Source organism: Galactobacter sp. (assembly GCF_022712295.1).
GTDB lineage: Bacteria > Actinomycetota > Actinomycetes > Actinomycetales > Micrococcaceae > Galactobacter.
Map to the genome: position 1 here is coordinate 1 of NZ_JALAGT010000005.1, position 23,549 is coordinate 23,549.

Annotated in this window: 24 protein-coding genes; 1 reads left to right on the forward strand and 23 read right to left on the reverse strand. The window is 64.3% G+C overall.

From position 1 onward, the window contains the following. The 19 genes from rplX to rpoB all read right to left on the reverse strand — a co-directional run. Nucleotides 1-362: 50S ribosomal protein L24 (gene rplX / locus Q0A15_RS00265; protein ID WP_291277532.1), on the reverse strand; the 362-nt coding region annotated here is incomplete at its 3' end. Nucleotides 363-364: 2 nt separating this feature from the next. Continuing rightward, the gene (gene rplN, locus Q0A15_RS00270) at nucleotides 365-733 is read right to left on the reverse strand and encodes a 50S ribosomal protein L14 (protein ID WP_291277533.1); all 369 of its coding nucleotides are present in this window, start codon (nucleotides 731-733) and stop codon (nucleotides 365-367) included. Nucleotides 734-1,093: 360 nt separating this feature from the next. Continuing rightward, nucleotides 1,094-1,384, reverse strand: a complete 291-nt coding sequence (gene rpsQ, locus Q0A15_RS00275) for a 30S ribosomal protein S17 (RefSeq protein ID WP_291277534.1) — start codon at nucleotides 1,382-1,384, stop codon at nucleotides 1,094-1,096. Then, nucleotides 1,384-1,665 carry a 50S ribosomal protein L29 gene (gene rpmC, locus Q0A15_RS00280; protein ID WP_291277535.1) on the reverse strand — a complete coding sequence of 94 codons (282 nt, stop codon included), beginning with the start codon at nucleotides 1,663-1,665 and terminating at the stop codon, nucleotides 1,384-1,386. The genes rpsQ and rpmC overlap by 1 nt, the downstream gene beginning before the upstream one ends. A 4-nt stretch (nucleotides 1,666-1,669) precedes the next feature. Next, nucleotides 1,670-2,086, reverse strand: a complete 417-nt coding sequence (rplP, locus tag Q0A15_RS00285; protein WP_291277536.1) for a 50S ribosomal protein L16 — start codon at nucleotides 2,084-2,086, stop codon at nucleotides 1,670-1,672. Next, a complete protein-coding gene (rpsC, locus tag Q0A15_RS00290; RefSeq protein ID WP_291277537.1) occupies nucleotides 2,086-2,874 on the reverse strand; it encodes a 30S ribosomal protein S3 in 789 nt (262 codons plus the stop codon). Before rpsC ends, rplP begins: the two co-directional genes overlap by 1 nt. Further along, nucleotides 2,875-3,240: a 50S ribosomal protein L22 gene (gene rplV / locus Q0A15_RS00295; RefSeq protein ID WP_291277538.1), complete on the reverse strand. Its 366-nt coding sequence runs from the start codon at nucleotides 3,238-3,240 to the stop codon at nucleotides 2,875-2,877. It abuts the gene before it with no gap. Between the two features lie 52 nt (nucleotides 3,241-3,292). Further along, the gene (gene rpsS / locus Q0A15_RS00300) at nucleotides 3,293-3,574 is read right to left on the reverse strand and encodes a 30S ribosomal protein S19 (protein ID WP_291277539.1); all 282 of its coding nucleotides are present in this window, start codon (nucleotides 3,572-3,574) and stop codon (nucleotides 3,293-3,295) included. A 12-nt stretch (nucleotides 3,575-3,586) separates the two neighbouring features. Beyond that, the gene (gene rplB, locus Q0A15_RS00305) at nucleotides 3,587-4,423 is read right to left on the reverse strand and encodes a 50S ribosomal protein L2 (RefSeq protein ID WP_291277540.1); all 837 of its coding nucleotides are present in this window, start codon (nucleotides 4,421-4,423) and stop codon (nucleotides 3,587-3,589) included. Between the two features lie 31 nt (nucleotides 4,424-4,454). After that, entirely contained in the window at nucleotides 4,455-4,760 is a 306-nt protein-coding gene (rplW, locus tag Q0A15_RS00310) for a 50S ribosomal protein L23 (protein ID WP_291277541.1), read from the reverse strand. After that, nucleotides 4,757-5,359: a 50S ribosomal protein L4 gene (gene rplD / locus Q0A15_RS00315; protein ID WP_291277542.1), complete on the reverse strand. Its 603-nt coding sequence runs from the start codon at nucleotides 5,357-5,359 to the stop codon at nucleotides 4,757-4,759. Before rplD ends, rplW begins: the two co-directional genes overlap by 4 nt. Nucleotides 5,360-5,363: 4 nt before the next feature. Further along, nucleotides 5,364-6,014 (reverse strand): 50S ribosomal protein L3, encoded by a 651-nt coding sequence (gene rplC, locus Q0A15_RS00320; protein ID WP_291277543.1) that lies wholly within the window; start codon nucleotides 6,012-6,014, stop codon nucleotides 5,364-5,366. Between the two features lie 18 nt (nucleotides 6,015-6,032). Next, a complete protein-coding gene (gene rpsJ / locus Q0A15_RS00325; RefSeq protein ID WP_291277544.1) occupies nucleotides 6,033-6,341 on the reverse strand; it encodes a 30S ribosomal protein S10 in 309 nt (102 codons plus the stop codon). Between the two features lie 469 nt (nucleotides 6,342-6,810). Further along, a complete protein-coding gene (gene tuf / locus Q0A15_RS00330; protein ID WP_291277545.1) occupies nucleotides 6,811-7,998 on the reverse strand; it encodes an elongation factor Tu in 1,188 nt (395 codons plus the stop codon). Between the two features lie 227 nt (nucleotides 7,999-8,225). Further along, the gene (gene fusA / locus Q0A15_RS00335) at nucleotides 8,226-10,340 is read right to left on the reverse strand and encodes an elongation factor G (RefSeq protein WP_291277546.1); all 2,115 of its coding nucleotides are present in this window, start codon (nucleotides 10,338-10,340) and stop codon (nucleotides 8,226-8,228) included. Nucleotides 10,341-10,428: 88 nt separating this feature from the next. After that, nucleotides 10,429-10,899, reverse strand: a complete 471-nt coding sequence (gene rpsG / locus Q0A15_RS00340) for a 30S ribosomal protein S7 (RefSeq protein ID WP_291277547.1) — start codon at nucleotides 10,897-10,899, stop codon at nucleotides 10,429-10,431. Beyond that, nucleotides 10,899-11,273, reverse strand: coding sequence for a 30S ribosomal protein S12 (gene rpsL / locus Q0A15_RS00345; RefSeq protein WP_291277548.1), 375 nt, complete (start codon nucleotides 11,271-11,273; stop codon nucleotides 10,899-10,901). The genes rpsG and rpsL overlap by 1 nt, the downstream gene beginning before the upstream one ends. A 355-nt stretch (nucleotides 11,274-11,628) precedes the next feature. Continuing rightward, on the reverse strand, nucleotides 11,629-15,516 hold the full coding sequence (locus Q0A15_RS00350) for a DNA-directed RNA polymerase subunit beta' (protein WP_291277549.1): 3,888 nt from the start codon (nucleotides 15,514-15,516) through the stop codon (nucleotides 11,629-11,631). Nucleotides 15,517-15,606: 90 nt separating this feature from the next. Further along, nucleotides 15,607-19,113 (reverse strand): DNA-directed RNA polymerase subunit beta, encoded by a 3,507-nt coding sequence (gene rpoB, locus Q0A15_RS00355; RefSeq protein WP_291277550.1) that lies wholly within the window; start codon nucleotides 19,111-19,113, stop codon nucleotides 15,607-15,609. Nucleotides 19,114-19,422: 309 nt separating this feature from the next. Here rpoB and Q0A15_RS00360 point away from each other — a divergent pair, with 309 nt between their 5' ends. Further along, on the forward strand, nucleotides 19,423-20,610 hold the full coding sequence (locus Q0A15_RS00360) for an acetyl-CoA C-acyltransferase (RefSeq protein WP_291277551.1): 1,188 nt from the start codon (nucleotides 19,423-19,425) through the stop codon (nucleotides 20,608-20,610). Nucleotides 20,611-20,853: 243 nt separating this feature from the next. Here the strand turns inward: Q0A15_RS00360 and rplL are convergent, their stop codons facing one another. The 4 genes from rplL to rplK form a co-directional block, all read right to left on the reverse strand. After that, nucleotides 20,854-21,228 (reverse strand): 50S ribosomal protein L7/L12, encoded by a 375-nt coding sequence (gene rplL, locus Q0A15_RS00365; RefSeq protein WP_291277552.1) that lies wholly within the window; start codon nucleotides 21,226-21,228, stop codon nucleotides 20,854-20,856. Nucleotides 21,229-21,318: 90 nt separating this feature from the next. Continuing rightward, entirely contained in the window at nucleotides 21,319-21,825 is a 507-nt protein-coding gene (rplJ, locus tag Q0A15_RS00370) for a 50S ribosomal protein L10 (protein WP_291277553.1), read from the reverse strand. Between the two features lie 358 nt (nucleotides 21,826-22,183). Next, nucleotides 22,184-22,888: a 50S ribosomal protein L1 gene (rplA, locus tag Q0A15_RS00375; RefSeq protein ID WP_291277554.1), complete on the reverse strand. Its 705-nt coding sequence runs from the start codon at nucleotides 22,886-22,888 to the stop codon at nucleotides 22,184-22,186. Nucleotides 22,889-23,031: 143 nt separating this feature from the next. Beyond that, the gene (rplK, locus tag Q0A15_RS00380) at nucleotides 23,032-23,463 is read right to left on the reverse strand and encodes a 50S ribosomal protein L11 (protein WP_291277555.1); all 432 of its coding nucleotides are present in this window, start codon (nucleotides 23,461-23,463) and stop codon (nucleotides 23,032-23,034) included. Nucleotides 23,464-23,549: the final 86 nt, after the last annotated feature.

Sequence of the window (23,549 nt, forward strand, 5' to 3'; positions counted from 1 at the left end):
CACAGGGCCTTTCCGGAAGCCTTGGCGTAGCGAACGCGCACGGTCTTCTCGACGCCGTCCTTGGTCACGGTCTCCTCACGGAAACCGACACGGGTGGGCTTCTTGGTCTCGGGGTCCACCACGGCCACGTTGGAAACGTGGATCGGGGCCTCGACGTGCTCGATGCCGCCGGTCTTGGAACCACGGTCGGTCTGGCCGACCTTGGTGTGCTTCGTGATGACGTTGACGCCCTCGACGATGACACGCTGTGCTTCCGGGAAGACCTTCAGGACCTTGCCCTGCTTGCCGCGGTCGCCGCCGCGCTCGGCCTTGGCGCCGGTGATGACCTGGACCAGGTCACCCTTCTTGATCTTTGCACCCATGATCAGAGCACCTCCGGGGCCAGCGAGACGATCTTCATGAACCGCTTGTCGCGCAGCTCGCGGCCCACAGGGCCGAAGATGCGGGTACCGCGGGGTTCGGTCTCGTTCTTGAGCAACACCGCAGCGTTCTCGTCGAACTTGATGTAGGAACCGTCTGCGCGACGGCGTTCCTTCACGGTGCGGACGACGACCGCCTTGACGACGTCGCCCTTCTTCACGTTGCCGCCAGGGATTGCATCCTTGACGGTGGCGACGATGACGTCGCCGATGCCTGCGTAGCGACGCTTCGATCCACCGAGAACGCGGATGGTCAAGATTTCCTTGGCCCCCGTGTTGTCGGCGACCTTGAGTCGCGACTCCTGCTGAATCACTAGTTATCTCCTGTCGTCTCGCCGGTTCTGCGTACTCGCAGCCTTGCGGAACGGGTTGATGGATCTCCCGGTGCCTTACGCTTACCCCCACCCCCCTCGCTGCTCGCATGCACAAGGCATGGAAGCGAACTGGGACGAGGCCGAGGCTTGAAACGGCTCCGGGCCGTGTTGCACTCCCCCACGTTGTGGACGTGGTGAAGTACGCGGTTGCCGGCGCGCGTTGGTGGATAGTCAACGCACACGAAACCCACGGACTCTTCAGTGTACAACGAACACACGGGGCCCGGTAGCCGTAGGAGTCCTCCTACGGGCACCGGGCCCCGTGTGTTCTGTCACCTTCCCGTCAAGGACGGGAGGCGATCACTTGGCCTTCTCGACGATCTCGACGAGGCGCCAGTTCTTGTCCTTGGACAGCGGGCGGGTCTCAGCCAGCACCACGAGGTCACCGACACCAGCGGTGTTGGTCTCGTCGTGGGCCTTGACCTTCTTGTTGCGACGCAACACCTTGCCGTAGAGGGCGTGCTTCACACGGTCCTCGACGTCAACGACGATGGTCTTGTCCATCTTGTCGGACACCACGTAACCGCGAAGGGTCTTGCGGTAACCGCGGGCCTCAGCCTGCTCAGCCACGTTCGTCTCCTTCTCGCTCATCACTCGGCATCCTTCTTGGACTTCTTCTTGGACTTCTCGGGCGCCTCGACGGGAGCGACTGCGGCACGGATGCCGAGCTCGCGCTCACGCAGGACGGTGTAGATCCGAGCGATGTCCTTCTTCACGGCACCAATGCGGCCGTGCTGCTCCAGCTGGCCGGTGGCCGACTGGAAGCGGAGGTTGAAGCGCTCCTTCTTGGCGTTCTTCAGTTCCTCTGCCAGGCGAGCATCGTCGTAGCCGCCCAGCTTCTCCACGGTGAGTTCCTTTGAACCGATGGCCATGGGATCATTCACCACCCTCACGGCGCACGATGCGCGCCTTCAGCGGAAGCTTGTGGATCGCGAGGCGCAGGGCCTCGCGAGCAACTTCCTCGTTGACACCGGCGAGCTCGAAGAGGACACGTCCGGGCTTGACATTCGCGACCCACCACTCGGGCGAACCCTTACCGGAACCCATGCGGGTTTCGGCGGGCTTCTTGGTCAGCGGGCGGTCCGGATAGATGTTGATCCAGACCTTGCCGCCACGCTTGATGTGGCGGGTCATGGCGATACGAGCAGCCTCGATCTGACGGTTCGTCACGTAGGCCGGCGTCAGCGCCTGGATGCCCCACTCGCCGAAGGAGACGGTGGTACCGCCCTTGGCCATGCCGGAGCGCTTGGGGTGGTGCTGCTTGCGGAACTTGACTCGACGCGGGATCAGCATCAGGCCTGGCCCCCTTCTGCAGCGGGAGCGGCCTCGGCCGGTGCCTGCTGCTCGTGACGACGACGACGCTCGCCACCGCCGCGGCGTTCACCGCCGCGACCGCCGCGACCGCGCTGAGGAGCAGCGGCCTGCTGTGCAGCCAGCTCCTTGTCGGTCACGTCGCCCTTGTAGATCCACACCTTGACGCCGATGCGACCGAAGGTCGTCTTGGCCTCGAAGGTGCCGAAGTCGATGTTCGCGCGGAGGGTGTGCAGGGGCACACGGCCCTCGCGGTAGAACTCCTTGCGGGACATCTCAGCGCCGCCGAGACGGCCGGAGCACTGGACACGGATGCCCTTGGCGCCGGCACGCATGGCGGACTGCATGGCCTTCTTCATGGCGCGACGGAACGCGACACGGCTGGCCAGCTGCTCTGCAACACCCTGAGCCACGAGCTGCGCATCGATCTCGGGGTTCTTGACCTCGAGGATGTTCAGCTGCACCTGCTTGGAGGTGAGCTTCTCCAGCTCACCGCGCAGGCGCTCGGCCTCGGCGCCGCGGCGTCCGATGACGATGCCAGGACGCGCGGTGTGGATGTCGACGCGGACGCGGTCACGCGTGCGCTCGATCTCCACCTTGGCGATGCCGGCACGGTCCATGCCCTTGGTCATCAGCTCGCGGATCTTGACGTCTTCCTTGACGAAGTCGGCGTAACGCTGACCCGGCTTGTTCGAATCGGCGAACCAGTGCGACACGTGGTCGGTGGTGATGCCGAGTCGGAAGCCGTTCGGGTTGATCTTCTGACCCATTTACTTCTCCCCACCCTTCTCAGGCGTCGCGACGACCACGGTGACGTGGCTGGTGCGCTTGTTGATGCGGTAGGCGCGGCCCTGGGCACGCGGCTGGAACCGCTTCATGGTCGGACCCTCGTCGCCCTTGGCCTCTGCGATGAAGAGCTCGTCCTCGTTGAAGGACACCCCTTCCCGCTCGGCGGTCTGGCGGGCGTTGGCCACCGCGGAGGCGACGACCTTGTACACCGGCTCCGAAGCCGCCTGCTGGGCGAACTTCAGAATGGCGAGCGCTTCGTTCGTCTGCTTGCCACGGACGAGGTCGACGACGCGCCGGGCCTTCATCGGCGTCACGCGCAGGTGGCGCGCAATAGCCTTGGCTTCCATTGCTTTCCTTCTTCCTAAGAGGGATTCAAGCGTTACTGAACCGCTAAGCGGTTCAGCGGCGCTTGCCCTTCTTGTCGTCCTTCACGTGGCTGCGGAACGTGCGCGTGGGAGCGAACTCCCCGAGCTTGTGTCCCACCATGGATTCGGTGACGAACACCGGAACGTGCTTGCGACCGTCGTGCACGGCGATCGTGTGACCGAGCATGTCGGGCACGATCATGGAACGGCGCGACCATGTCTTGATGACGTTCTTGCTGCCCTTCTCGTTCTCGGCCAGAACCTTCAGGTAGAGGTGCTGGTCGACGAAGGGACCCTTTTTCAGACTGCGTGGCATGTCTAGCTCCTACTACCGCTTGTTCTTGGTACGACGGCGACGAACGATCAGCTTGTCGCTTTCCTTGTTGGGGCGACGTGTGCGACCCTCGGGCTTGCCGTTCGGGTTGACCGGGTGACGGCCACCGGAGGTGCGGCCTTCGCCACCACCGTGCGGGTGATCGACCGGGTTCATGACCACACCACGGACGGTCGGGCGGACGCCCTTCCAGCGGTTGCGGCCGGCCTTGCCCCAGTTGATGTTGGACTGCTCTGCGTTGCCGACCTCACCGATCGTGGCGCGGCAGCGCACGTCGACGTTGCGGATCTCGCCGGAGGGCAGACGCAGCTGAGCGAAGCGACCCTCACGGGCCACCAGCTGGATGGAGGCGCCTGCGGAGCGGGCCAGCTTGGCACCGCCGCCGGGACGCAACTCCACAGCGTGGATCACCGTACCCACGGGGATGTTACGCAGCGGGAGGTTGTTGCCGGGCTTGATATCAGCCGTGGCGCCGGACTCGATGCGGTCACCCTGGGAGAGCTTGTTCGGCGCGATGATGTAGCGCTTGGCTCCGTCTGCGTAGTGCAGCAGGGCGATGCGAGCGGTGCGGTTGGGGTCGTACTCGATGTGAGCGACCTTGGCCGGCACGCCGTCCTTGTCGTGACGACGGAAGTCGATCACGCGGTACTGGCGCTTGTGGCCACCACCCTTGTGACGGGTCGTGATACGACCGGTGTTGTTGCGGCCGCCGGACTTGGTCAGCGGACGCAGGAGGGACTTCTCCGGAGTCGATCGAGTGATCTCGGAGAAGTCGGCGACGGACGAGCCACGCAGGCCCGGCGTCGTCGGCTTGTACTTACGGATACCCATGTTTTTTGTTCCTCGTTAAAGTGGTCTCCGCTCAGGCGAGCGGACCGCCGAAGATATCGATGGTGGCGTCGCCCTTGAGGGTGACGATGGCACGCTTGGTGGTCTTGCGCTGGCCCCAGCCGAAGCGGGTGCGCTGACGCTTACCCGCACGGTTGGAGGTGTTGACCGAGGCGACCTGGACACCGTAGATGGACTCCACAGCGGCCTTGATCTCGGTCTTGTTGCTGCGAGTGTCCACCAGGAAGGTGTACTGGCCCTGGTCAACGAGGTTGTAGGACTTCTCGGAGACGACCGGTGCCACCAGCACGTCGTGCAGGGACTTCTGAGTTGCGCTCACTTGGCGTCCTCCTTGTTGACAAGGGTGTCGAAGGCGGCCTTGGTGAACACGACGTCGTCGGCGATGAGCACGTCGTACGTGTTCAGCTGGTCGACGTAGACGGCGTGGACAGTCTCGAGGTTGCGGACCGAAAGGGCTGCAACGTCGTTACCGCGGTCGAGCACCACGAGCTGGTTCTTGCGGTCGGACAGGCCGGCCAGCGTAGCGATGGCGAGCTTCGTGGAGGGCTTGGTGCCCTCGACGATGTTCTCCACGACGTGGATACGCTCATGACGGGCGCGATCCGAGAGGGCACCGCGCAGTGCGGCAGCCTTCATCTTCTTGGGGGTGCGCTGCACGTAGGAACGCGGCGTGGGACCGTGGACGATGCCACCGCCGGTCATGTGAGGGGCGCGGATGGAGCCCTGACGAGCGCGGCCGGTGCCCTTCTGCTTGAACGGCTTGCGACCTGCGCCGGACACCTCGCCACGGTTCTTGGTCTTGTGCGTACCCTGACGGGCGGCGGCCAGCTGGGCCACGACGACCTGGTGCAGCAGCGGGACGTTGGTCTGGACGTCGAAGATCTCAGCGGGGAGATCGACGGAAAGTGCCTTCGTCATGGTTTCAGGCTCCCTTCACAGCGGAACGGACCAGGACGACCTGGCCGCGAGCGCCGGGAACGGCGCCCTTGATGAGCAGCAGATTGTTCTCCGCGTCCACCGCATGAATCGTGAGGTTCATGGTGGTGTGGCGGACGGCGCCCATGCGACCGGCCATGCGCATGCCCTTGAAGACGCGGCTCGGGGTGGAGGCCTCACCGATGGAGCCGGGCTTGCGGTGGTTCTTGTGCTGACCGTGAGAGGCGGAGACGCCCTTGAAGCCGTGACGCTTCATCACGCCGGCGAAACCCTTACCCTTCGTGGTTCCCGAGACGTCGACCTTCTGGCCGGCCTCGAAGACCTCGACGGAGAGTTCCTGGCCGAGCTCGTACTCGGCGGCATCAGCGGTGCGCAGCTCCACGACGTGACGACGGGGCGTCACACCGGCGGCCTTGAAGTGGCCGGCCAGGGGCTTGGTCACCTTGCGCGGGTCGATCTGGCCGTAGCCGATCTGAACGGCGGTGTAGCCGTCCTTGTTTTCATCCAGCAGCTGGGTGACGACATTCGCATCGGCCTTCACCACGGTGACGGGGATGACGTTGTTGTTGCTGTCCCAGACCTGGGTCATGCCGAGCTTCGTGCCCAGCAGGCCCTTGACATTACGGGTTGCGGTCATAGTCTCTCAGCACCCCCTTCAGAGCTTGATCTCGATGTTGACGTCTGCCGGCAGGTCGAGACGCATGAGCGAATCGACGGCCTTGGGCGTCGGGTCCACGATGTCGATGAGGCGCTTGTGCGTGCGCATCTCGAAGTGTTCGCGGCTGTCCTTGTACTTGTGCGGCGACCGGATGACGCAGTACACGTTCTTCTCGGTCGGCAGCGGCAAGGGTCCAACGACCGTGGCGCCTGCGCGAGTGACCGTCTCGACGATCTTGCGGGCGGACGTGTCGATGACCTCGTGGTCGTACGACTTCAGCCGGATGCGGATCTTCTGTCCCGCCATGGCTTGTGGCCTCTCTCTTGGTTAGCACTATGTAAGTAGTTGTGCCTTGACGGGCCGGCCATCTCTGGCCGACCGGCACGCCTGCGTCGGACCGAATCCGAATCGTGACGATTCGGGTTCCTCGCCCCGACGAGACTCCGACCCCCGCACTCGGGCGTGTCGTTGATTTGCTGACGCAACGTGGGACACACTCATCTACGGGAACCGGTTGATCCTGCCTTCGGAGTGATTCCGAGGGCCCACTGCATCGACTCGATGCAGTGAAGATCAACCCATATAGTCTCTCAGATCGAGGGGCAGGATGCCAATCCCCTATCTCCCCTGATGTGTTTGATCTGTGCCACACCCGTATCCGTAGGTCACATGGGGGCGCTCGAGTGGCGTGAGGACGGCGAAGGGGCCCGGCACCTTCACAGGTGCCGGGCCCCTCACGTCATGGACTTCTCAGTCCGAGCCTGTCAGGCCAAGATCACTTGATGATCTTGGTGACGCGGCCCGAGCCCACGGTGCGGCCACCCTCACGGATGGCGAAGCCGAGGCCCTCTTCCATGGCGATGGGCTGAATCAGCTCGACGCTCATCTCGGTGGTGTCGCCGGGCATGACCATCTCGGTGCCCTCGGGCAGCGTGATGACGCCGGTGACGTCGGTGGTGCGGAAGTAGAACTGCGGGCGGTAGTTCGAGTAGAACGGGTTGTGACGCCCGCCCTCATCCTTGGACAGGATGTAGACGTTGCCCTCGAAGTCGGTGTGCGGGGTGATGGAACCCGGCTTCACGACGACCTGACCGCGCTCCACGTCCTCGCGCTTGATACCGCGAAGCAGCAGACCACAGTTCTCGCCTGCCCAGGCCTCGTCGAGCTGCTTGTGGAACATCTCGATACCCGTGACGGTGGTCTTCTGGATGGGGCGCAGGCCCACGATCTCGACCTCGGAGTTGATCGGCAGGGTACCGCGCTCGGCGCGACCCGTGACGACCGTACCGCGGCCGGTGATGGTGAAGACGTCCTCGATGGGCATCAGGAACGGCTTGTCGGTGTCGCGCACCGGATCCGGGATGAACTCGTCAACGGCCTCCATGAGATCCTCGACGGACTTGACCCACTGGGGGTCGCCCTCGAGAGCCTTCAGAGCGGAGACGCGCACGACCGGAGCGTCCTCGTCGAAGTCCTGGGAACCCAGGAGCTCGCGGACCTCCATCTCGACGAGGTCAAGCAGCTCCTCGTCGTCGACCATGTCGGCCTTGTTCAGAGCCACCAGCAGTGCCGGCACGCCGACCTGCTTGGCGAGCAGCACGTGCTCGCGGGTCTGAGCCATGGGGCCGTCGGTGGCGGCAACCACGAGGATTGCACCGTCCATCTGAGCGGCACCGGTGATCATGTTCTTGATGTAGTCGGCGTGACCCGGAGCATCGACGTGAGCGTAGTGACGCTTCTCGGTCTGGTACTCGATGTGGGAGATGTTGATGGTGATGCCGCGCTGGCGCTCTTCGGGAGCCGAGTCAATGGCGTTGAAGTCGCGCTGCTCGTTGAGATCCGGGTACTTGTCTGCAAGCACCTTGGAAATGGCGGCGGTCAGCGTGGTCTTGCCGTGGTCAACGTGGCCGATGGTGCCGATGTTGACGTGCGGCTTGGTCCGCTCGAACTTTGCCTTCGCCACTTGTTCCTCCTAGAACTGGTCTTCAGCAGTCTGGTCCACCTGCACCTTGCTGTGCAGGCAGCTTGTCACCAGTCTACCGATGGCTTTGGGTGTTGTTGAAATTGGTCCGGCGACGTTCATCGTGAACGACGTCGGCTTCGTCCGGTCGGGGGCGGTGACGCCCCCGACCGGTGGGACGGGGACCTGACCTCGGGAAGAGGTCGGGTCCCCACCCGTCGACGCGTCGATTACTCGCCGCGGGACTTCTGGATGATCTCGTCGGCCACGGCCTTGGGGACCTCGGCGTAGGAGTTGAACTCCATCGAGTACACGGCGCGACCCTGCGTCTTGGAACGCAGGTCGCCGATGTAACCGAACATCTCGGAGAGCGGGACGAAGGCCTTGACGACCTTGACGCCCGCAGCGTCCTCCATGGACTGGATGGAACCACGACGGGAGTTCAGGTCGCCGATGACATCGCCCATGTACTCCTCGGGAGTACGGACCTCGACGCTCATGAGCGGCTCGAGGATGACCGGGTTGGCACGGCGTGCGCCCTCCTTGAACACCTGCGAACCGGCGATCTTGAACGCCATTTCGGAGGAGTCGACGTCGTGGTAGGCGCCGTCGAGCAGCGTGGCCTTGACGCCCACCATGGGGTAGCCGGCCAGCACGCCGAGCTGCATGGCCTCCTGGATGCCTTGGTCCACGGAAGGGATGTACTCGCGGGGGATGCGACCACCGGTGACGGCGTTCTTGAACTCGTAGAGCTCGCCTTCCGCCGTGTCGAGGGGCTCGAAGCTGACCTGCACCTTTGCGAACTGACCGGATCCACCGGTCTGCTTCTTGTGGGTGAAGTCGACCTTCTCGACCTTCTTCTTGATGGTCTCGCGGTAGGCGACCTGCGGCTTACCGACGTTGGCCTCGACGCGGAACTCGCGGCGCATGCGGTCCACCAGGATATCCAGGTGGAGCTCGCCCATGCCGCCGATCTCGGTCTGGCCGGTCTCCTCGTTGAGGGACACGGTGAAGGTCGGGTCCTCCGCAGCCAGCTTCTGGATGGCGGTGGAGAGCTTTTCCTGGTCACCCTTGGTCTTGGGCTCGATGGCCACGAAGATCACGGGCTCGGGGAGCTGCATCGACTCGAGCCCGCACGGGGCGTCGGGGGCCGAGAGGGTGTCACCGGTGGTGGTGTCCTTCAGGCCGATGACGGCGTAGATGTGGCCTGCGTGGAGCTCGTCGACGGGCTCCTCCTTGTTGGCGTGCATCTGGAACAGCTTGCCGATGCGCTCCTTCTTGCCCTTGGTGGTGTTGAGCACCTGGGCGCCGGCTGCGAGGTGTCCGGAGTAGACACGCACGAAGGTCAGCTGGCCGAAGAACGGGTGAGCAGCGATCTTGAACGCCAGAGCGGAGAAGGGCTCCTCGTCGGAGGGCTTACGCGTCAGCTCGACCTCTTCGTCCTTGGGGTCGTGACCGATCATCGGGGGCACGTCCACGGGTGCGGGGAGGAAGTCGATGACCGCGTCCAGCATGGGCTGGACACCGCGGTTCTTGAAGGCGGAGCCACAGAACACGGGGTAGGCCTCGGAGTTCACGGTCATCTTGCGGATGCCGGCCTTGAGCTCCTCGATGGAGAGCTCTTCGCCCTCCAGGTACTTCTCCATGAGTTCGTCGGAGGACTCGGCGACCTGCTCCACGAGCTTGGAGCGGTACTCCTCGGCACGCTCCTGGAGGTCAGCCGGGATCTCCTTGGTCTCGTACTCGGCGCCCAGGGTCACGTCACCCTTGGCGTCGCCCTCCCACACGAAGGCCTTCATGGACAGCAGGTCCACGACGCCGACGAAGTCGGACTCGGAACCGATGGGCAGCTGCATGACCAGCGGCGTGGCACCGAGGCGGGACACGATGGTGTCCACCGTGAAGTAGAAGTCGGCACCCATCTTGTCCATCTTGTTGACGAAGCAGATGCGCGGGACATCGTACTTGTCGGCCTGACGCCAGACGGTCTCGGACTGGGGCTCAACGCCCTCCTTGCCGTCGAAGACGGCAACGGCGCCGTCGAGCACGCGCAGTGCGCGCTCGACCTCGACCGTGAAGTCCACGTGGCCGGGGGTGTCGATGATGTTGATCTGGTTACCGTTCCAGAAGCAGGTCACGGCAGCGGAGGTAATGGTGATACCTCGCTCCTTCTCCTGCTCCATCCAGTCGGTAGTCGAGGCACCGTCGTGCGTCTCGCCCAGCTTGTGGTTCACACCCGTGTAGTACAGGATGCGCTCCGTAGTGGTGGTCTTGCCGGCATCGATGTGCGCCATGATGCCGATGTTGCGGACCTTCTTGAGGTCGGTGAGCACGTCCTGTGCCACGATGTCTCCCTTTGAGTGTCTTCTTCGTACCGCCCCCGTTGCCCTCCTCCCTGGTCACGGGAGGAGGGCAACGGATAAGGACGAACTCTTACCAGCGGTAGTGAGCGAAGGCCTTGTTGGACTCGGCCATCTTGTGGGTGTCCTCGCGGCGCTTCACTGCGGCACCGAGGCCGTTGGAGGCATCGAGGATCTCGTTCATCAGGCGGTCGGTCATGGTCTTCTCGCGGCGAACCTTGGAGAAGCCGACCAGCCAGCGCAGGGCCAGGGCGGTCGCGCGGCCGGGCTTGACCTCGACGGGCACCTGGTAGGTGGCGCCGCCGACGCGACGGGACTTGACCTCGATGGCCGGACGGATGTTGTCCATGGCCTTCTTGAGGGTTGCCACCGGATCGGAGCCGGTCTTGGCCTGGGCGCCCTCGAGGGCTCCGTAGACGATCCGCTCTGCGGTGGACTTCTTGCCGTCCTGCAGCACCTTGTTGATCAGCTGGGTGACCAGCTGGGAGCCGTAGACCGGGTCATTGACGATGGGGCGCTTCGGCGCGGGTCCCTTGCGAGGCATTACTTCTTCTCCTTCTTGGCACCGTAGCGGGAACGAGCCTGTCCACGGTCCTTGACACCCTGGGTGTCGAGGGCGCCACGCACGATCTTGTAACGCACACCGGGGAGGTCCTTCACACGACCACCGCGAACGAGCACGATGGAGTGCTCCTGGAGGTTGTGGCCCACACCGGGGATGTATGCGGTGACCTCGACGCCGCCGGCCAGACGCACACGGGCGACCTTACGGAGTGCGGAGTTCGGCTTCTTGGGGGTGGTGGTGTACACGCGGGTGCACACGCCACGACGCATCGGGTTGCCCTTCAGGGCGGGAGCCTTGGTCTTGACGACCTTCGGCGTCCGGCCCTTGCGGACCAGCTGCTGAATAGTAGGCACTGCCTTCAGTCCTAACGTTGGTGTTTTCGAGTTGACGGCCTAGTCCCCGGAAAACGCAAGGCCGTACGGTCGTTTCCTCGCCCTACACCGATCCCCCGCACAATGCGGGAGGCCAGGCGTGCGAAAGTGTGGCGTACGTTGCGCAACCTGCGCGCAACACGGACCGGGTCCACTTCGCCACACGAAAACTCTCAGTAGACAACACTACCATGATCCGCGAGTTGACGGGGAAGTGAGCCTCCCCACGTACGCGGAAAGGCCCGACGGGTGGTGCCCGGCTCATCGAAGCCGGTCACCACCCGTCGGACCTTGGTCACGGCGCTACGCGCCGCACCTGACTGCTGTCAGCAATGACTCAGCGGAAGTCCTGACCGTAGCCGTAGTCGTCCATCGACATGGCGCTGAACTCTCCGCCGATTCCCTCGTTGCCGGGGTAGTCGAAGCCACTGAAGGCGCTCGGACCGGAGTAGAACTTGGCCTTGGCCTCGTCCGTGGGCTCCACGTCCACCTGCGTGTAGCGGTCCAGGCCGGTGCCGGCCGGGATCAGCTTGCCGATGATGACGTTCTCCTTCAGACCCATCAGCGGATCCGACTTGGCCTCCATGGCGGCCTGCGTGAGGACACGCGTGGTCTCCTGGAAGGACGCGGCCGAGAGCCAGGAATCCGTGGCCAGCGACGCCTTGGTGATACCCATCAGCTCGTCGCGACCGGAGGCCGGGCGGCCTCCCTCGGTCAGCGCCTTGCGGTTGGCGGCCGTGAACTGGGCACGATCCGTCAGCTCGCCGGGCAGCAGGTCGGTGTCACCCTGATCGATCACGGTGATGCGACGCAGCATCTGGCGGACGATGACCTCGACGTGCTTGTCGTGGATGCCCACGCCCTGGGACTGGTACACGTTCTGGACCTCGCGGACCAGGAAGCGCTGGGCCTCACGGGGGCCGAGCACACGCAGTACCTGCTTCGGGTCGATGGCACCGGAGGCAAGCTGCGTGCCGACCTCGATGTGCTCACCCTCGGTGACCAACAGCCGTGCACGGCGCAGGACAGGGTAGGCCTCTTCCTCGGAACCGTCGTCCGGGGTGACGACCACACGCAGCGTCCGCTCCCCGTCCTCGATGGTGACCCGACCGGCCACCTCGGAGATCGGGGACAGACCCTTCGGGGTACGCGCCTCGAAGAGCTCCTGAATACGGGGAAGACCCTGGGTGATATCACCCGTGGAGGCCACACCACCGGAGTGGAACGTACGCATGGTCAGCTGCGTACCGGGCTCACCGATGGACTGTGCGGCGATGATGCCGACGGCCTCACCGATGTCCACCAACTTGCCGGAGGCCAGCGAGCGACCGTAGCAGAGGGCACACGTACCCACGGCGGAATCACACGTCAGCACGGAGCGCACGCGGATCTCGTCGATACCGGCGCTGTAGAGCTTCTCGATCAGCACGTCCCCGACGTCCTCGCCCGCGGAGGCCAGGATCTCACCGTTTGCGTCCACGACGTCCGCGGCGAGCGTACGGGTGTAGGCCGAGTTCTCCACGGTCTCGTGCAGGCTGCGGTTGCCGGACTCGTCGTAGCCGGCCACCGGCACGGTCAGGCCGCGACGGGTACCGCAATCGTGCTCACGCACGATGACGTCCTGGGAGACGTCCACCAGACGACGGGTCAGGTAACCGGAGTTCGCGGTCTTCAGCGCCGTGTCTGCCAGGCCCTTACGGGCACCGTGCGTAGCGATGAAGTACTCGAGAACCGACAGACCCTCACGGTAGGAGGACTTGATGGGACGCGGGATGATCTCACCCTGCGGGTTCGCCACCAGGCCACGGATACCTGCGATCTGGCGCAACTGCAGCCAGTTACCACGTGCACCCGAGGTCACCATGCGGTTGATGGTGTTGAGCTTCTCCATACCGTTCTTCATGGCCTCGGCAACCTCATCGGTGGCCTTGGTCCAGATGTCGATCAGTTCGGAGCGGCGCTCGTCATCGGCGATCAGACCGGTCTCGTACTGGTCCTGCACCTTCTGCGCCTGGTCCTCGAAGGGAGCCAGGATCGCGGCCTTGTCCATGTTGGAGGTCACGTCGGAGATGGCCACGGTGACACCGGAGCGGGAGGCCCAGGCGAACCCGTAGTTCTTCAGGTTGTCCAGCGTGGCTGCCGTGTCCACCTTGGGGTAACGCTCGGCCAGGTCGTTGACCAGGTCACCCAAGGCGCCCTTGGTGGCCAGACCCGAGAACCACGGGTAGTCATCGGGCAGGGTCTCGTTGAAGAGAACCTGGCCGAGCGTGGTCTCGATCAGCGCGGGCGTACCGGGCTCCCAGCCCTCGGGGGCCGGCTTGCCCTCGGAAGGAACGAAGCCGTCAACGCGCATCTTCACGACGGCGTTCAAGTGCAGTTCTCCACGGTCGAAGGCCATCAGGGCCTCCGACAGGTTGGAGAACGCACGACCCTCGCCCGCTGCGCCCTCGCGCTCGGTGGTGAGGTGGTGCAGACCGATGACCATATCCTGTGCGGGCAGGGCCACGGGGCGGCCGTCGGACGGCTTCAGGATGTTGTTGGACGACAGCATCAGCACACGCGCCTCGGCCTGGGCCTCGGGGCTCAGCGGCAGGTGGACTGCCATCTGGTCACCATCGAAGTCGGCGTTGAACGCGGCACACACAAGCGGGTGCAGCTGCAAGGCCTTGCCCTCGATGAGCTGCGGCTCGAACGCCTGGATGCCGAGGCGGTGCAGGGTAGGTGCACGGTTCAGCAACACGGGGTGCTCGGAGATGATCTCCTCGAGCACGTCCCAGACCTGAGGACGCGAACGCTCCACCATCCGCTTGGCGGACTTGATGTTCTGCGCATGGGAGAGATCCACGAGGCGCTTCATGACGAAGGGCTTGAAGAGCTCCAGAGCCATCTGCTTGGGCAGACCACACTGGTGCAGCTTCAGCTGCGGGCCCACCACGATCACGGAACGACCGGAGTAGTCCACGCGCTTACCGAGCAGGTTCTGACGGAAGCGACCCTGCTTGCCCTTGAGCATGTCGGAGAGGGACTTCAGCGGGCGGTTACCGGGGCCGGTCTGCGGGCGTCCACGACGGCCGTTGTCGAACAGCCCGTCAACGGATTCCTGCAGCATGCGCTTCTCGTTGTTCACGATGATCTCGGGGGCACCGAGATCCAGCAGGCGACGCAGGCGGTTGTTGCGATTGATCACGCGACGGTAGAGGTCGTTCAGGTCGGAGGTCGCGAAGCGGCCACCGTCCAGCTGCACCATGGGGCGCAGCTCCGGCGGGATCACCGGTACGGCATCGAGCACCATGCCCTCGGGCGAGTTCTCGGTTGCAAGGAAGGCGTTGACGACCTTCAGGCGCTTCAGTGCACGGGTCTTGCGCTGGCCCTTGCCGTTGGCAATGGTGTCGCGCAGGGACTCCGCCTCAGCGACCAGGTCGAAGCTCTGCAGGCGCTTCTGGATGGCCTCGGCGCCCATGCAGCCCTCGAAGTACAGTCCGTACTTCTCGCGCATCTTGCGGAAGAGACCCTCGTCGCCTTCCAGGTCGCCGACCTTGATGTTCTTGAAGCGGTCCCAGACCTGTTCGAGGCGATCGATCTCCTGGTCCGCACGCTTGCGGATCTGGGTCATGACCTTGTCCGAGGCATCCCGAGTCTTCTTCTTCTCGGCGGCCTTGGCGCCCTCCTCCTCGAGGCGGGCGAGATCGTGCTCGAGGTCCTGACCCACTGCTGCGATGTCTGCGTCACGGGTATCGGAGATCTTCTTGATCTCGATGTCGTGAGCGGCCTGCAGGTTGGGCAGTTCCTCGTGGCGACGGTCCTCGTCCACGGAGGTGATCATGTAGGCGGCGAAGTAGATGACCTTTTCGAGGTCCTTCGGTGCCAGGTCCAGGAGGTAACCCAGACGGGAAGGCACACCCTTGAAGTACCAGATGTGGGTCACGGGGGCGGCGAGTTCGATGTGGCCCATGCGCTCACGGCGCACCTTGGCCTTGGTCACCTCGACGCCGCAGCGCTCACAGATGATGCCCTTGAAGCGGACACGCTTGTACTTGCCGCACGCGCACTCCCAGTCCCGGGTGGGGCCGAAGATCTGTTCGCCGAACAGGCCGTCTTTCTCGGGCTTCAGGGTGCGATAGTTGATGGTTTCGGGCTTCTTGACCTCGCCATGGCTCCAACCGCGGATCTGTTCCGCGGTCGCCAGGCCGATGCGCATGAGGCCGAATGAGGAATCGTTGGACATGTGGTCCTTGTCTCTCTCGTGTCAGGAAGAAGGTCTTGAAGGAAGTCGGAGGCGGCGTCTGCGTGGGCGGAGGCCCCGCAGACGTTGCCCTCAGACCTCGTCGACGGAGCTCGGCTCCACGTTGGAGAGGTTGATCCCCAGTTCATCGGCTGCGTGGAAGACGTCGTCATCCGAGTCACGCATGTCGATGGTCTCGCCCTCGGTGGAGAGAACCTCCACGTTCAGGCACAGGGACTGCATCTCCTTGAGCAGGACCTTGAACGACTCGGGCACGCCTGGTGCCGGGACGTTCTCGCCCTTCACGATGGCCTCGTAGACCTTCACGCGTCCGGCGATGTCGTCCGACTTGACCGTCAGCAGCTCTCGCAGGGTGTAGGCGGCACCGTAAGCCTCCAGTGCCCACACCTCCATCTCACCGAAGCGCTGGCCACCGAACTGGGCCTTACCGCCCAGCGGCTGCTGCGTGATCATGGAGTACGGGCCGGTGGAACGGGCGTGGATCTTGTCGTCCACCAGGTGGTGCAGCTTCAAGATGTACATGTAGCCAACGGACACCGGATCCGGGAACGGCTGGCCGGAGCGGCCGTCGAAGAGACGAGCCTTGCCGGAGTTGCCGATCAACCGCATACCGTCACGCGTCTCGTTGGTGTGGTCCAACAAGCCGCGGATCTCGTCCTCGCTGGCACCGTCGAACACCGGAGTGGCGACCTTTGCAGGCGCGGAGACACGCGGGAAGTTCGGCAGATCCTTGATCCACTCCGGCTCACCCTCGATGTGCCAGCCCTGCTTGGCAGCCCAGCCGAGGTGGATCTCGAGGATCTGGCCCACGTTCATACGACCGGGGACGCCCAACGGGTTCAGGATGATGTCCACGGGGGTACCGTCCGCCAGGAACGGCATGTCCTCGACCGGCACGATCTTCGAGATGACGCCCTTGTTGCCGTGACGGCCGGAGAGCTTGTCACCCACGGTGATCTTGCGCTTCTGAGCAACGTAGACGCGCACCAGCTGATTGACACCCGGCGCCAACTCGTCGTCGTTCTCGCGGTCGAAGATGCGAACACCGATGACCGTGCCGGACTCGCCGTGAGGCACCTTCAGGGACGTGTCGCGGACCTCGCGGGACTTCTCACCGAAGATGGCGCGCAGCAGGCGCTCCTCCGGGGTCAGCTCCGTCTCGCCCTTGGGCGTGACACGGCCGACCAGGATGTCGCCGGCGTCCACCTCGGCACCGATGTGGATGATGCCGCGCTCGTCGAGCTGGGACAGCACCTCTTCGGAGACATTCGGGATGTCCCGAGTGATCTCTTCCGCACCGAGCTTGGTGTCACGGGCGTCGACCTCGTGCTCCTCGATGTGGATCGAGGTGAGGACGTCGTCGGAGACCATACGCTCGGAGAGGATCATGGCATCCTCGTAGTTCAGGCCCTCCCAGGACATGAACGCCACGAGCAGGTTCTTACCCAGTGCGAGCTCGCCACCGTCGGTTGACGGTCCGTCAGCGATGAGCGACTGGTACTCGACGCGGTCACCCTCGGAGACCACGACGTGCTGGTTGTAGCCGTTGCCCTGGTTGGAGCGAGCGAACTTCATGATGGGGTAGTGCGTCTCGGTTCCGTCGTCGTTGAAGACGGTGACCAGATCTGCGGAGACCTCGGTGACGACACCGGCCTTCTTGGCCATGACGGCGTCGCCGGAGTCCACGGCGAGGAACTTCTCCATGCCGGTACCGACCACGGGGGCCTCGGTCTTCAACAGCGGCACGGCCTGACGCTGCATGTTGGCGCCCATGAGTGCACGGTTGGCGTCGTCGTGCTCCAGGAACGGGATCAGTGCGGTAGCCGCGGACACCATCTGACGCGGGGAGACGTCCATGTAATCGATGTCTTCCGGAGTGACGAGCACGGGCTCGCCGCCGCCGCCACGCTCACGGCAGAGGACCAGGTCCTCTTCGAAGTGCTGGTCCTCGGTCAGAGGGGCATTGGCCTGAGCGATCTGGAAATCGAGTTCCTCGTCTGCGGTCAGGTAGTCCACCTGCTCCGAGACCAGGCCGTCGACGACCTTGCGGTACGGGGTCTCGATGAAACCGAACGGGTTGATGCGTCCGTAGGTGGCCAGCGAACCGATCAGACCGATGTTGGGGCCTTCAGGGGTCTCGATGGGGCACATGCGGCCGTAGTGCGACGGGTGGACGTCTCGGACTTCCATGTTGGCGCGGTCGCGGGACAGGCCGCCCGGGCCCAGCGCGGACAGACGACGCTTGTGCGTCACACCGGCCAACGGGTTGTTCTGGTCCATGAACTGCGAGAGCTGGGACGTTCCGAAGAACTCCTTGATCGCGGCCACGACAGGGCGGATGTTGATCAGGGTCTGAGGCGTGATGGCCTCGACGTCCTGAGTCGTCATGCGCTCGCGAACCACGCGCTCCATGCGGGACAGGCCCGTACGGACCTGATTCTCGATGAGCTCGCCGACGGCGCGGATGCGGCGGTTGCCGAAGTGGTCGATGTCGTCCACCTGGGCGTTGAGGTCGACCTCTTCGCCATTGCGGTGGCCCTTGACGGTCTTCTCACCTGCGTGCAGTGCGCACAGGTAGTGGATCATCGCGGTGATGTCGTTCTCCGACAGGACCGACGCGTTCGGATCGTCGAGTTCGACCTCGACACCCAGCTTGCGGTTGAGCTTGTAACGGCCCACCTTGGCCAGGTCGTAGCGCTTCGGGTTGAAGTAGAGGTTCTCCAGCAGGGAACGTCCGGCCTCGACCGTTGGCGGCTCCCCCGGGCGCAGCTTGCGGTAGATGTCAAGCAAAGCCTCGTCCTCGGTGAGGACGGTGTCCTTCTCCAGGGTGGCACGGATGGCCTCGTAGCCACCGAACTCCTCGAGAATGCGGGACTCGGTCCAGCCGAGTGCCTTCAGCAGCACGGTCACGGACTGCTTGCGCTTGCGGTCCAGGCGCACGCCGACCTGATCGCGCTTGTCGATCTCCAGCTCGAACCAGGCACCGCGGGACGGGATCACCTTGGCGGAGAAGATCTCCTTGTCAGAGGTCTTGTCCGGGGTGCGCTCGAAGTACGCGCCGGGAGAACGCACCAGCTGGGAGACGACCACGCGCTCGGTGCCGTTGATGATGAACGTCGCGTTGTCGGTCATCAGGGGGAAGTCACCCATGAAGACCGTCTGCTGCTTGATCTCACCGGTGGTGTTGTTCATGAACTCGGCCTTGACGTACAGCGGGGCCGAGTAGGTCGCGTCGCGATCCTTGCATTCAGCGATGGTGTACTTGGGGTCGGCGAACTCCGGCTCGGAGAAGCTCAAGGACATGGTGCCCTGGAAATCCTCGATGGGAGAGATCTCCTCGAAGATGTCGGAGAGACCGGGGGTGCGTGACACCCCCTTGTCACCTTCGGCGTCGGCCTTGACGACGCGCTCCTGCCAGCGTTCGTTTCCGACGAGCCAGTCGAAGGACTCGGTCTGCAGCGCGAGCAGATCGGGGACGTCGAGGGGTTCGTGGATCTTGGCGAAGGAGAGACGGCCGGCCGCTTCCGCGGTACGGGCCGAACTAGCGGTTGAGTTCGTAGAGGTGCTCGAGGCGACCAAGAGGGATCCTTCCACAGACCATGATGGTTTCCGGATGCGGTCTCCCGTTCACGCCCACGGTTGGGGACGAGGTATGTTCATGGTGTTGACCCACCGCTATATGAAGGTCAGCGCAAATTTGAGCACAGGGAAGCCGCAAAGGTCCATCTTACCCACGATCGCCCCTGAATGTCGAACAGAATTCGTGATGACCCGCATCACCAGAAAGCGGGCCGCAGGCCATCGGAATGGACCTACTCCGGGGTAATGTCGGTCACCAGGACGCCATGCGCCCGAGACCGTAACCCGTTTCCATACCAGGGACTCACCATGACCTCATCCCCTTCCCCCACCGACGCTGTCATCGTCGGCGGCGCCCGCACTCCCTTCACCAAGCTGCTGGGCGCCCAGAAGCAGCTGCACGCGGTGGAGCTCGGGGCACGGGCCATCGCAGGTGCGCTCGATCGGTCCGGAGTCGCTGCCTCCGCTGTGGACCAAGTGCTCATGGGCCAGGTGGTTCAGGCCGGATGCGGGCAGAATCCTGCCAAACAGGCTGCCGCTGGGGCCGGGATCGACATCGCGGTGCCGGCCGAGACGTTGAACAAGGTCTGCCTGTCGGGGCTGCTGGCGGTCATCCATGCGGCGCGCCTGGTCAGGCTCGGGGAGGCCGACGTGGTGGTGGCGGGGGGCATGGAATCCATGACCAACGCCCCGCACCTTCTGCCCGGATCGCGAACAGGGTGGACCTACGGCAATATCTCCGCAGTGGACTCCGTGGCCAAGGACGGCCTCACCGACGCGGCGGAGGGGATCGCCATGGGTGTGTCCACGGAACGCCGCAACACCGAACTCGGCCTGACCCGCGCAGCGCAGGACTCCGTGGCGTTGGACTCGCATCTGCGTGCAGCTGCGTCCGCCGAGCGCTTGAGCAGGGAGATCGTGCCGACCACCATCAAGGGTCGCAAGGGTGACGTCGTGGTGGAGTCCGACGAGGGCGTCCGCGCGTCGTCGACCATCGAGTCACTCGCCGGACTGCGCCCGGCCTTCGCGGCCGACGGTACGGTCACGGCAGGCAACTCCTCTCCCCTTTCGGACGGTGCGGCCGCCGTCATCGTGACCTCACGACAGTATGCTGTCGACCATGGTCTGGACATCTGGGCCACGATCGGAGCGGCCGGCCAGGTCGCCGGGCCGGACACCTCGCTGCATTCCCAGCCGTCCAACGCCATCACCGCCGCGGCCGCGAAGCAGGGCGTCTCCGTCCAGGAACTCGATCTGGTGGAGATCAACGAGGCCTTCGCGGCCGTCGCCGTCCAGTCGCTCGCCGATCTGGACTACCCATGGGAGAAGACCAACGTCCACGGTGGCGCCATAGCGCTGGGCCACCCCATCGGTGCCTCCGGTGCCCGGCTGGCACTGACGGCAGCCCTGCATCTGAAGGAACGCGGCTCGGGAACGGCTGCGGTTGCACTGTGTGGCGGCGGCGGGCAGGGCGAGGCACTCATCCTCACCCTCTGAATGCCTGGTCCTCACCCTTTGAGAGCCGGGGCCGCCTGCCCCAACCCGCAACACGTCCCTGCCCACTGACGCGACTGCGCGTGCGCTCCGGCGCAAGGCCGGCCGCAAACACCCCGAAGGGCACTCACACCCGCTCGGTCGCCGAAAAGGAAAAGGACCCCGACACCGTGACGGTGTCGGGGTCCTCATCTTGTCGACTCTCGGCCGGGGCCGAGAACCACTACCCGGCGAGCCGGGAAGAAGTCACTTGACGGTGACGGTGGCGCCGGCGGCCTCGAGGGCCTCCTTGGCCTTGTCGGCAGCTTCCTTGTTGGCGCCTTCGAGGACGGCCTTGGGGGCGCCGTCGACGAGCTCCTTGGCCTCCTTCAGTCCGAGGGAGGTCAGGGCCCGCACCTCCTTGATGACACCGATCTTCTTGTCGCCGGCGGCCTCGAGGATGACGTCGAACTCGGTCTTCTCCTCGGCTGCCTCAGCGGCGCCACCGGCGGGGCCGGCCACGGCCACTGCGGCTGCGGTCACGTCGAAGGTCTCTTCGAACTGCTTAACGAACTCGGAGAGCTCGATGATGGTCATCTCCTTGAAGGCTTCAAGGAGCTCGTCGTTGCTGAGCTTCGCCATGTCAGGCGTCCTTTCTCAAAGCGTGTCCCTGGCGCAAGCGCGCCACTACCGGGTCACAGTAAAAGTTTTGGTTTGGGTGGTGGAGCCTGATCAGGCTTCAGCCGGGGCTTCCGCGGACTCGCCCTGCTTCTCCTGAAGAGCGGCAGCAGCGCGGGCCATCATGGACATCGGAGCCTTGAGCACTGCGGCAACACGTGCCAGCTGGTGCTCGCGGGACTCGAGTGCAGCCAGGGCTGCGATCTCGGAGGCGTCCATGGACTGCCCCTCGAAAACGCCGGCCTTGATGATGAGCTTGTCGTTGTCCTTAGCGAAGTCGGTGAGGCCCTTGGCGGCCTGCACCGGATCACCCTTGATGAAGGCAATGGCGGTGGGGCCGGAGAGCTGGCCATCGAATGCATCGATGCCAGCGGCCTTTGCCGCGATGCCGGTCAGGGTGTTCTTGACGACCGCGTACTTGGTCTCGGATCCGAGAGCGCGACGCAGGGTCTTCAGCTGTGCAACGGTAAGCCCACGGTATTCGGTCAGGACAGCTGCGTCCGACTCCTTGAAGTCAGCGGTGATCTCCTGAATGGAGCTTTCCTTCTGCGGCGTTGCCATAACCCTCCTTCCGGGGTGTGGCTGGTCAGGCAACTTCAGCAGTTCAAAAGAAAGAGCCCCGGCGCAGGGCACGGGGCTCGATGATCGCGACACACTCAGGGAGTGTGCTGGAGAATCAAGTTCGTCACCTGCGTGGGCCGTTCCATCGAACTTCGAGGAAACCTTCAGCGTCCACCAGATGTGGACGCGACCAACGGTCTTCGGTACCCGTCAAGCTTAGCAAAGGCCAGGGGAGGCGCCAAGCCGGACAGTCCCCGTCGGGCAGTGAATCACGGGTGAGCTTGCTCACCCGTGAGAACCAAGAAGGCCGGCCCACCCCCAATGGGGGTGGGCCGGCCTCGTCAGGTCCGGGACCTGATCAGTCGGTGACGACCTTGGTGACGTTCGGGTCCACCGGGATGCCGGGGCCGAAGGTCGTGGCCACGGTGGCCTTGGAGATGTAGCGACCCTTGGAAGCGGAAGGCTTCAGGCGCAGCACCTCTTCCAACGCGGCAGCGTAGTTCTGCTTCAGGGCCTCTGCGGAGAAGGAGGCCTTGCCCACGATGAAGTGGAGGTTGGAGTGCTTGTCGACGCGGAAGTCGATCTTGCCGCCCTTGATGTCGTTGACAGCCTTGGCGACGTCCATGGTGACCGTGCCGGTCTTGGGGTTCGGCATGAGGTTACGGGGGCCGAGCACCTTACCCAGGCGGCCGACCTTGCCCATCAGGTCCGGGGTTGCCACGGCGGCGTCGAAGTCCGTCCAGCCACCCTGAACCTTCTCGATCAGGTCGTCGGAACCGACGAAGTCTGCGCCGGCCTCACGGGCGGCCTCAGCCTTGTCACCGTTGGCGAAGACGACCACGCGGGCGGTCTTACCGGTGCCGTTGGGGAGGTTGACGGTGCCTCGCACCATCTGATCGGCCTTGCGGGGATCCACACCGAGGCGGAAGACGACCTCGATCGTGGAGTCGGTCTTGGCCGATCCGTTTTCCTTGGCGAGGTTCAGGGCCTCTGCCGGGGAGTACAGCTTGCCGTCTTCGATCTTGGCGGCGGCTGCCTTGTATGCCTTGCTGCGCTGTGCCATCTGCTTGATGCTCCTTGATGCAGTCGTGGTGATGTCGGGTCGCGCTGACCCTTCCACCGTCATTCCCACCAGCCGTGAGAATGACGCCTGTTGTCTGGTGACGCCGTCCCGTCAGATAAGACGGTCGCGTCGGGATGAGGGTCTCAGCCCTGGACGGTGATGCCCATGGAACGGGCGGTACCTGCGATGATCTTGGAGGCTGCTGCCAGGTCGTTGGCGTTGAGGTCCTCCATCTTGGTGTTGGCGATCTCTTCGACCTGGGCCTGGGTCAGGTTTCCGACCTTCTGGGTGTGCGGGACACCGGAGCCCTTCGGGACGCCTGCAGCCTTCTTGATCAGCTCAGCTGCCGGCGGGGTCTTGGTGATGAACGTGAAGGAGCGGTCTTCGTAGACCGTGATCTCCACGGGGACGACGTTGCCACGCTGCGACTCGGTCGCGGCGTTGTACGCCTTGCAGAACTCCATGATGTTCACGCCGTGCTGGCCCAGTGCGGGGCCGATGGGCGGAGCCGGGTTTGCAGCGCCGGCCTGGATCTGCAGCTTGATGAGGCCTGAGACCTTCTTCTTGGGAGCCATTGAAAGCGTCCTTCTTCTCTTCCTTGCGTCCTCGGGACACAGGAGCGTGCCTCCGAGATGGTCCTGCTCGCTCCATGACGGGGAGT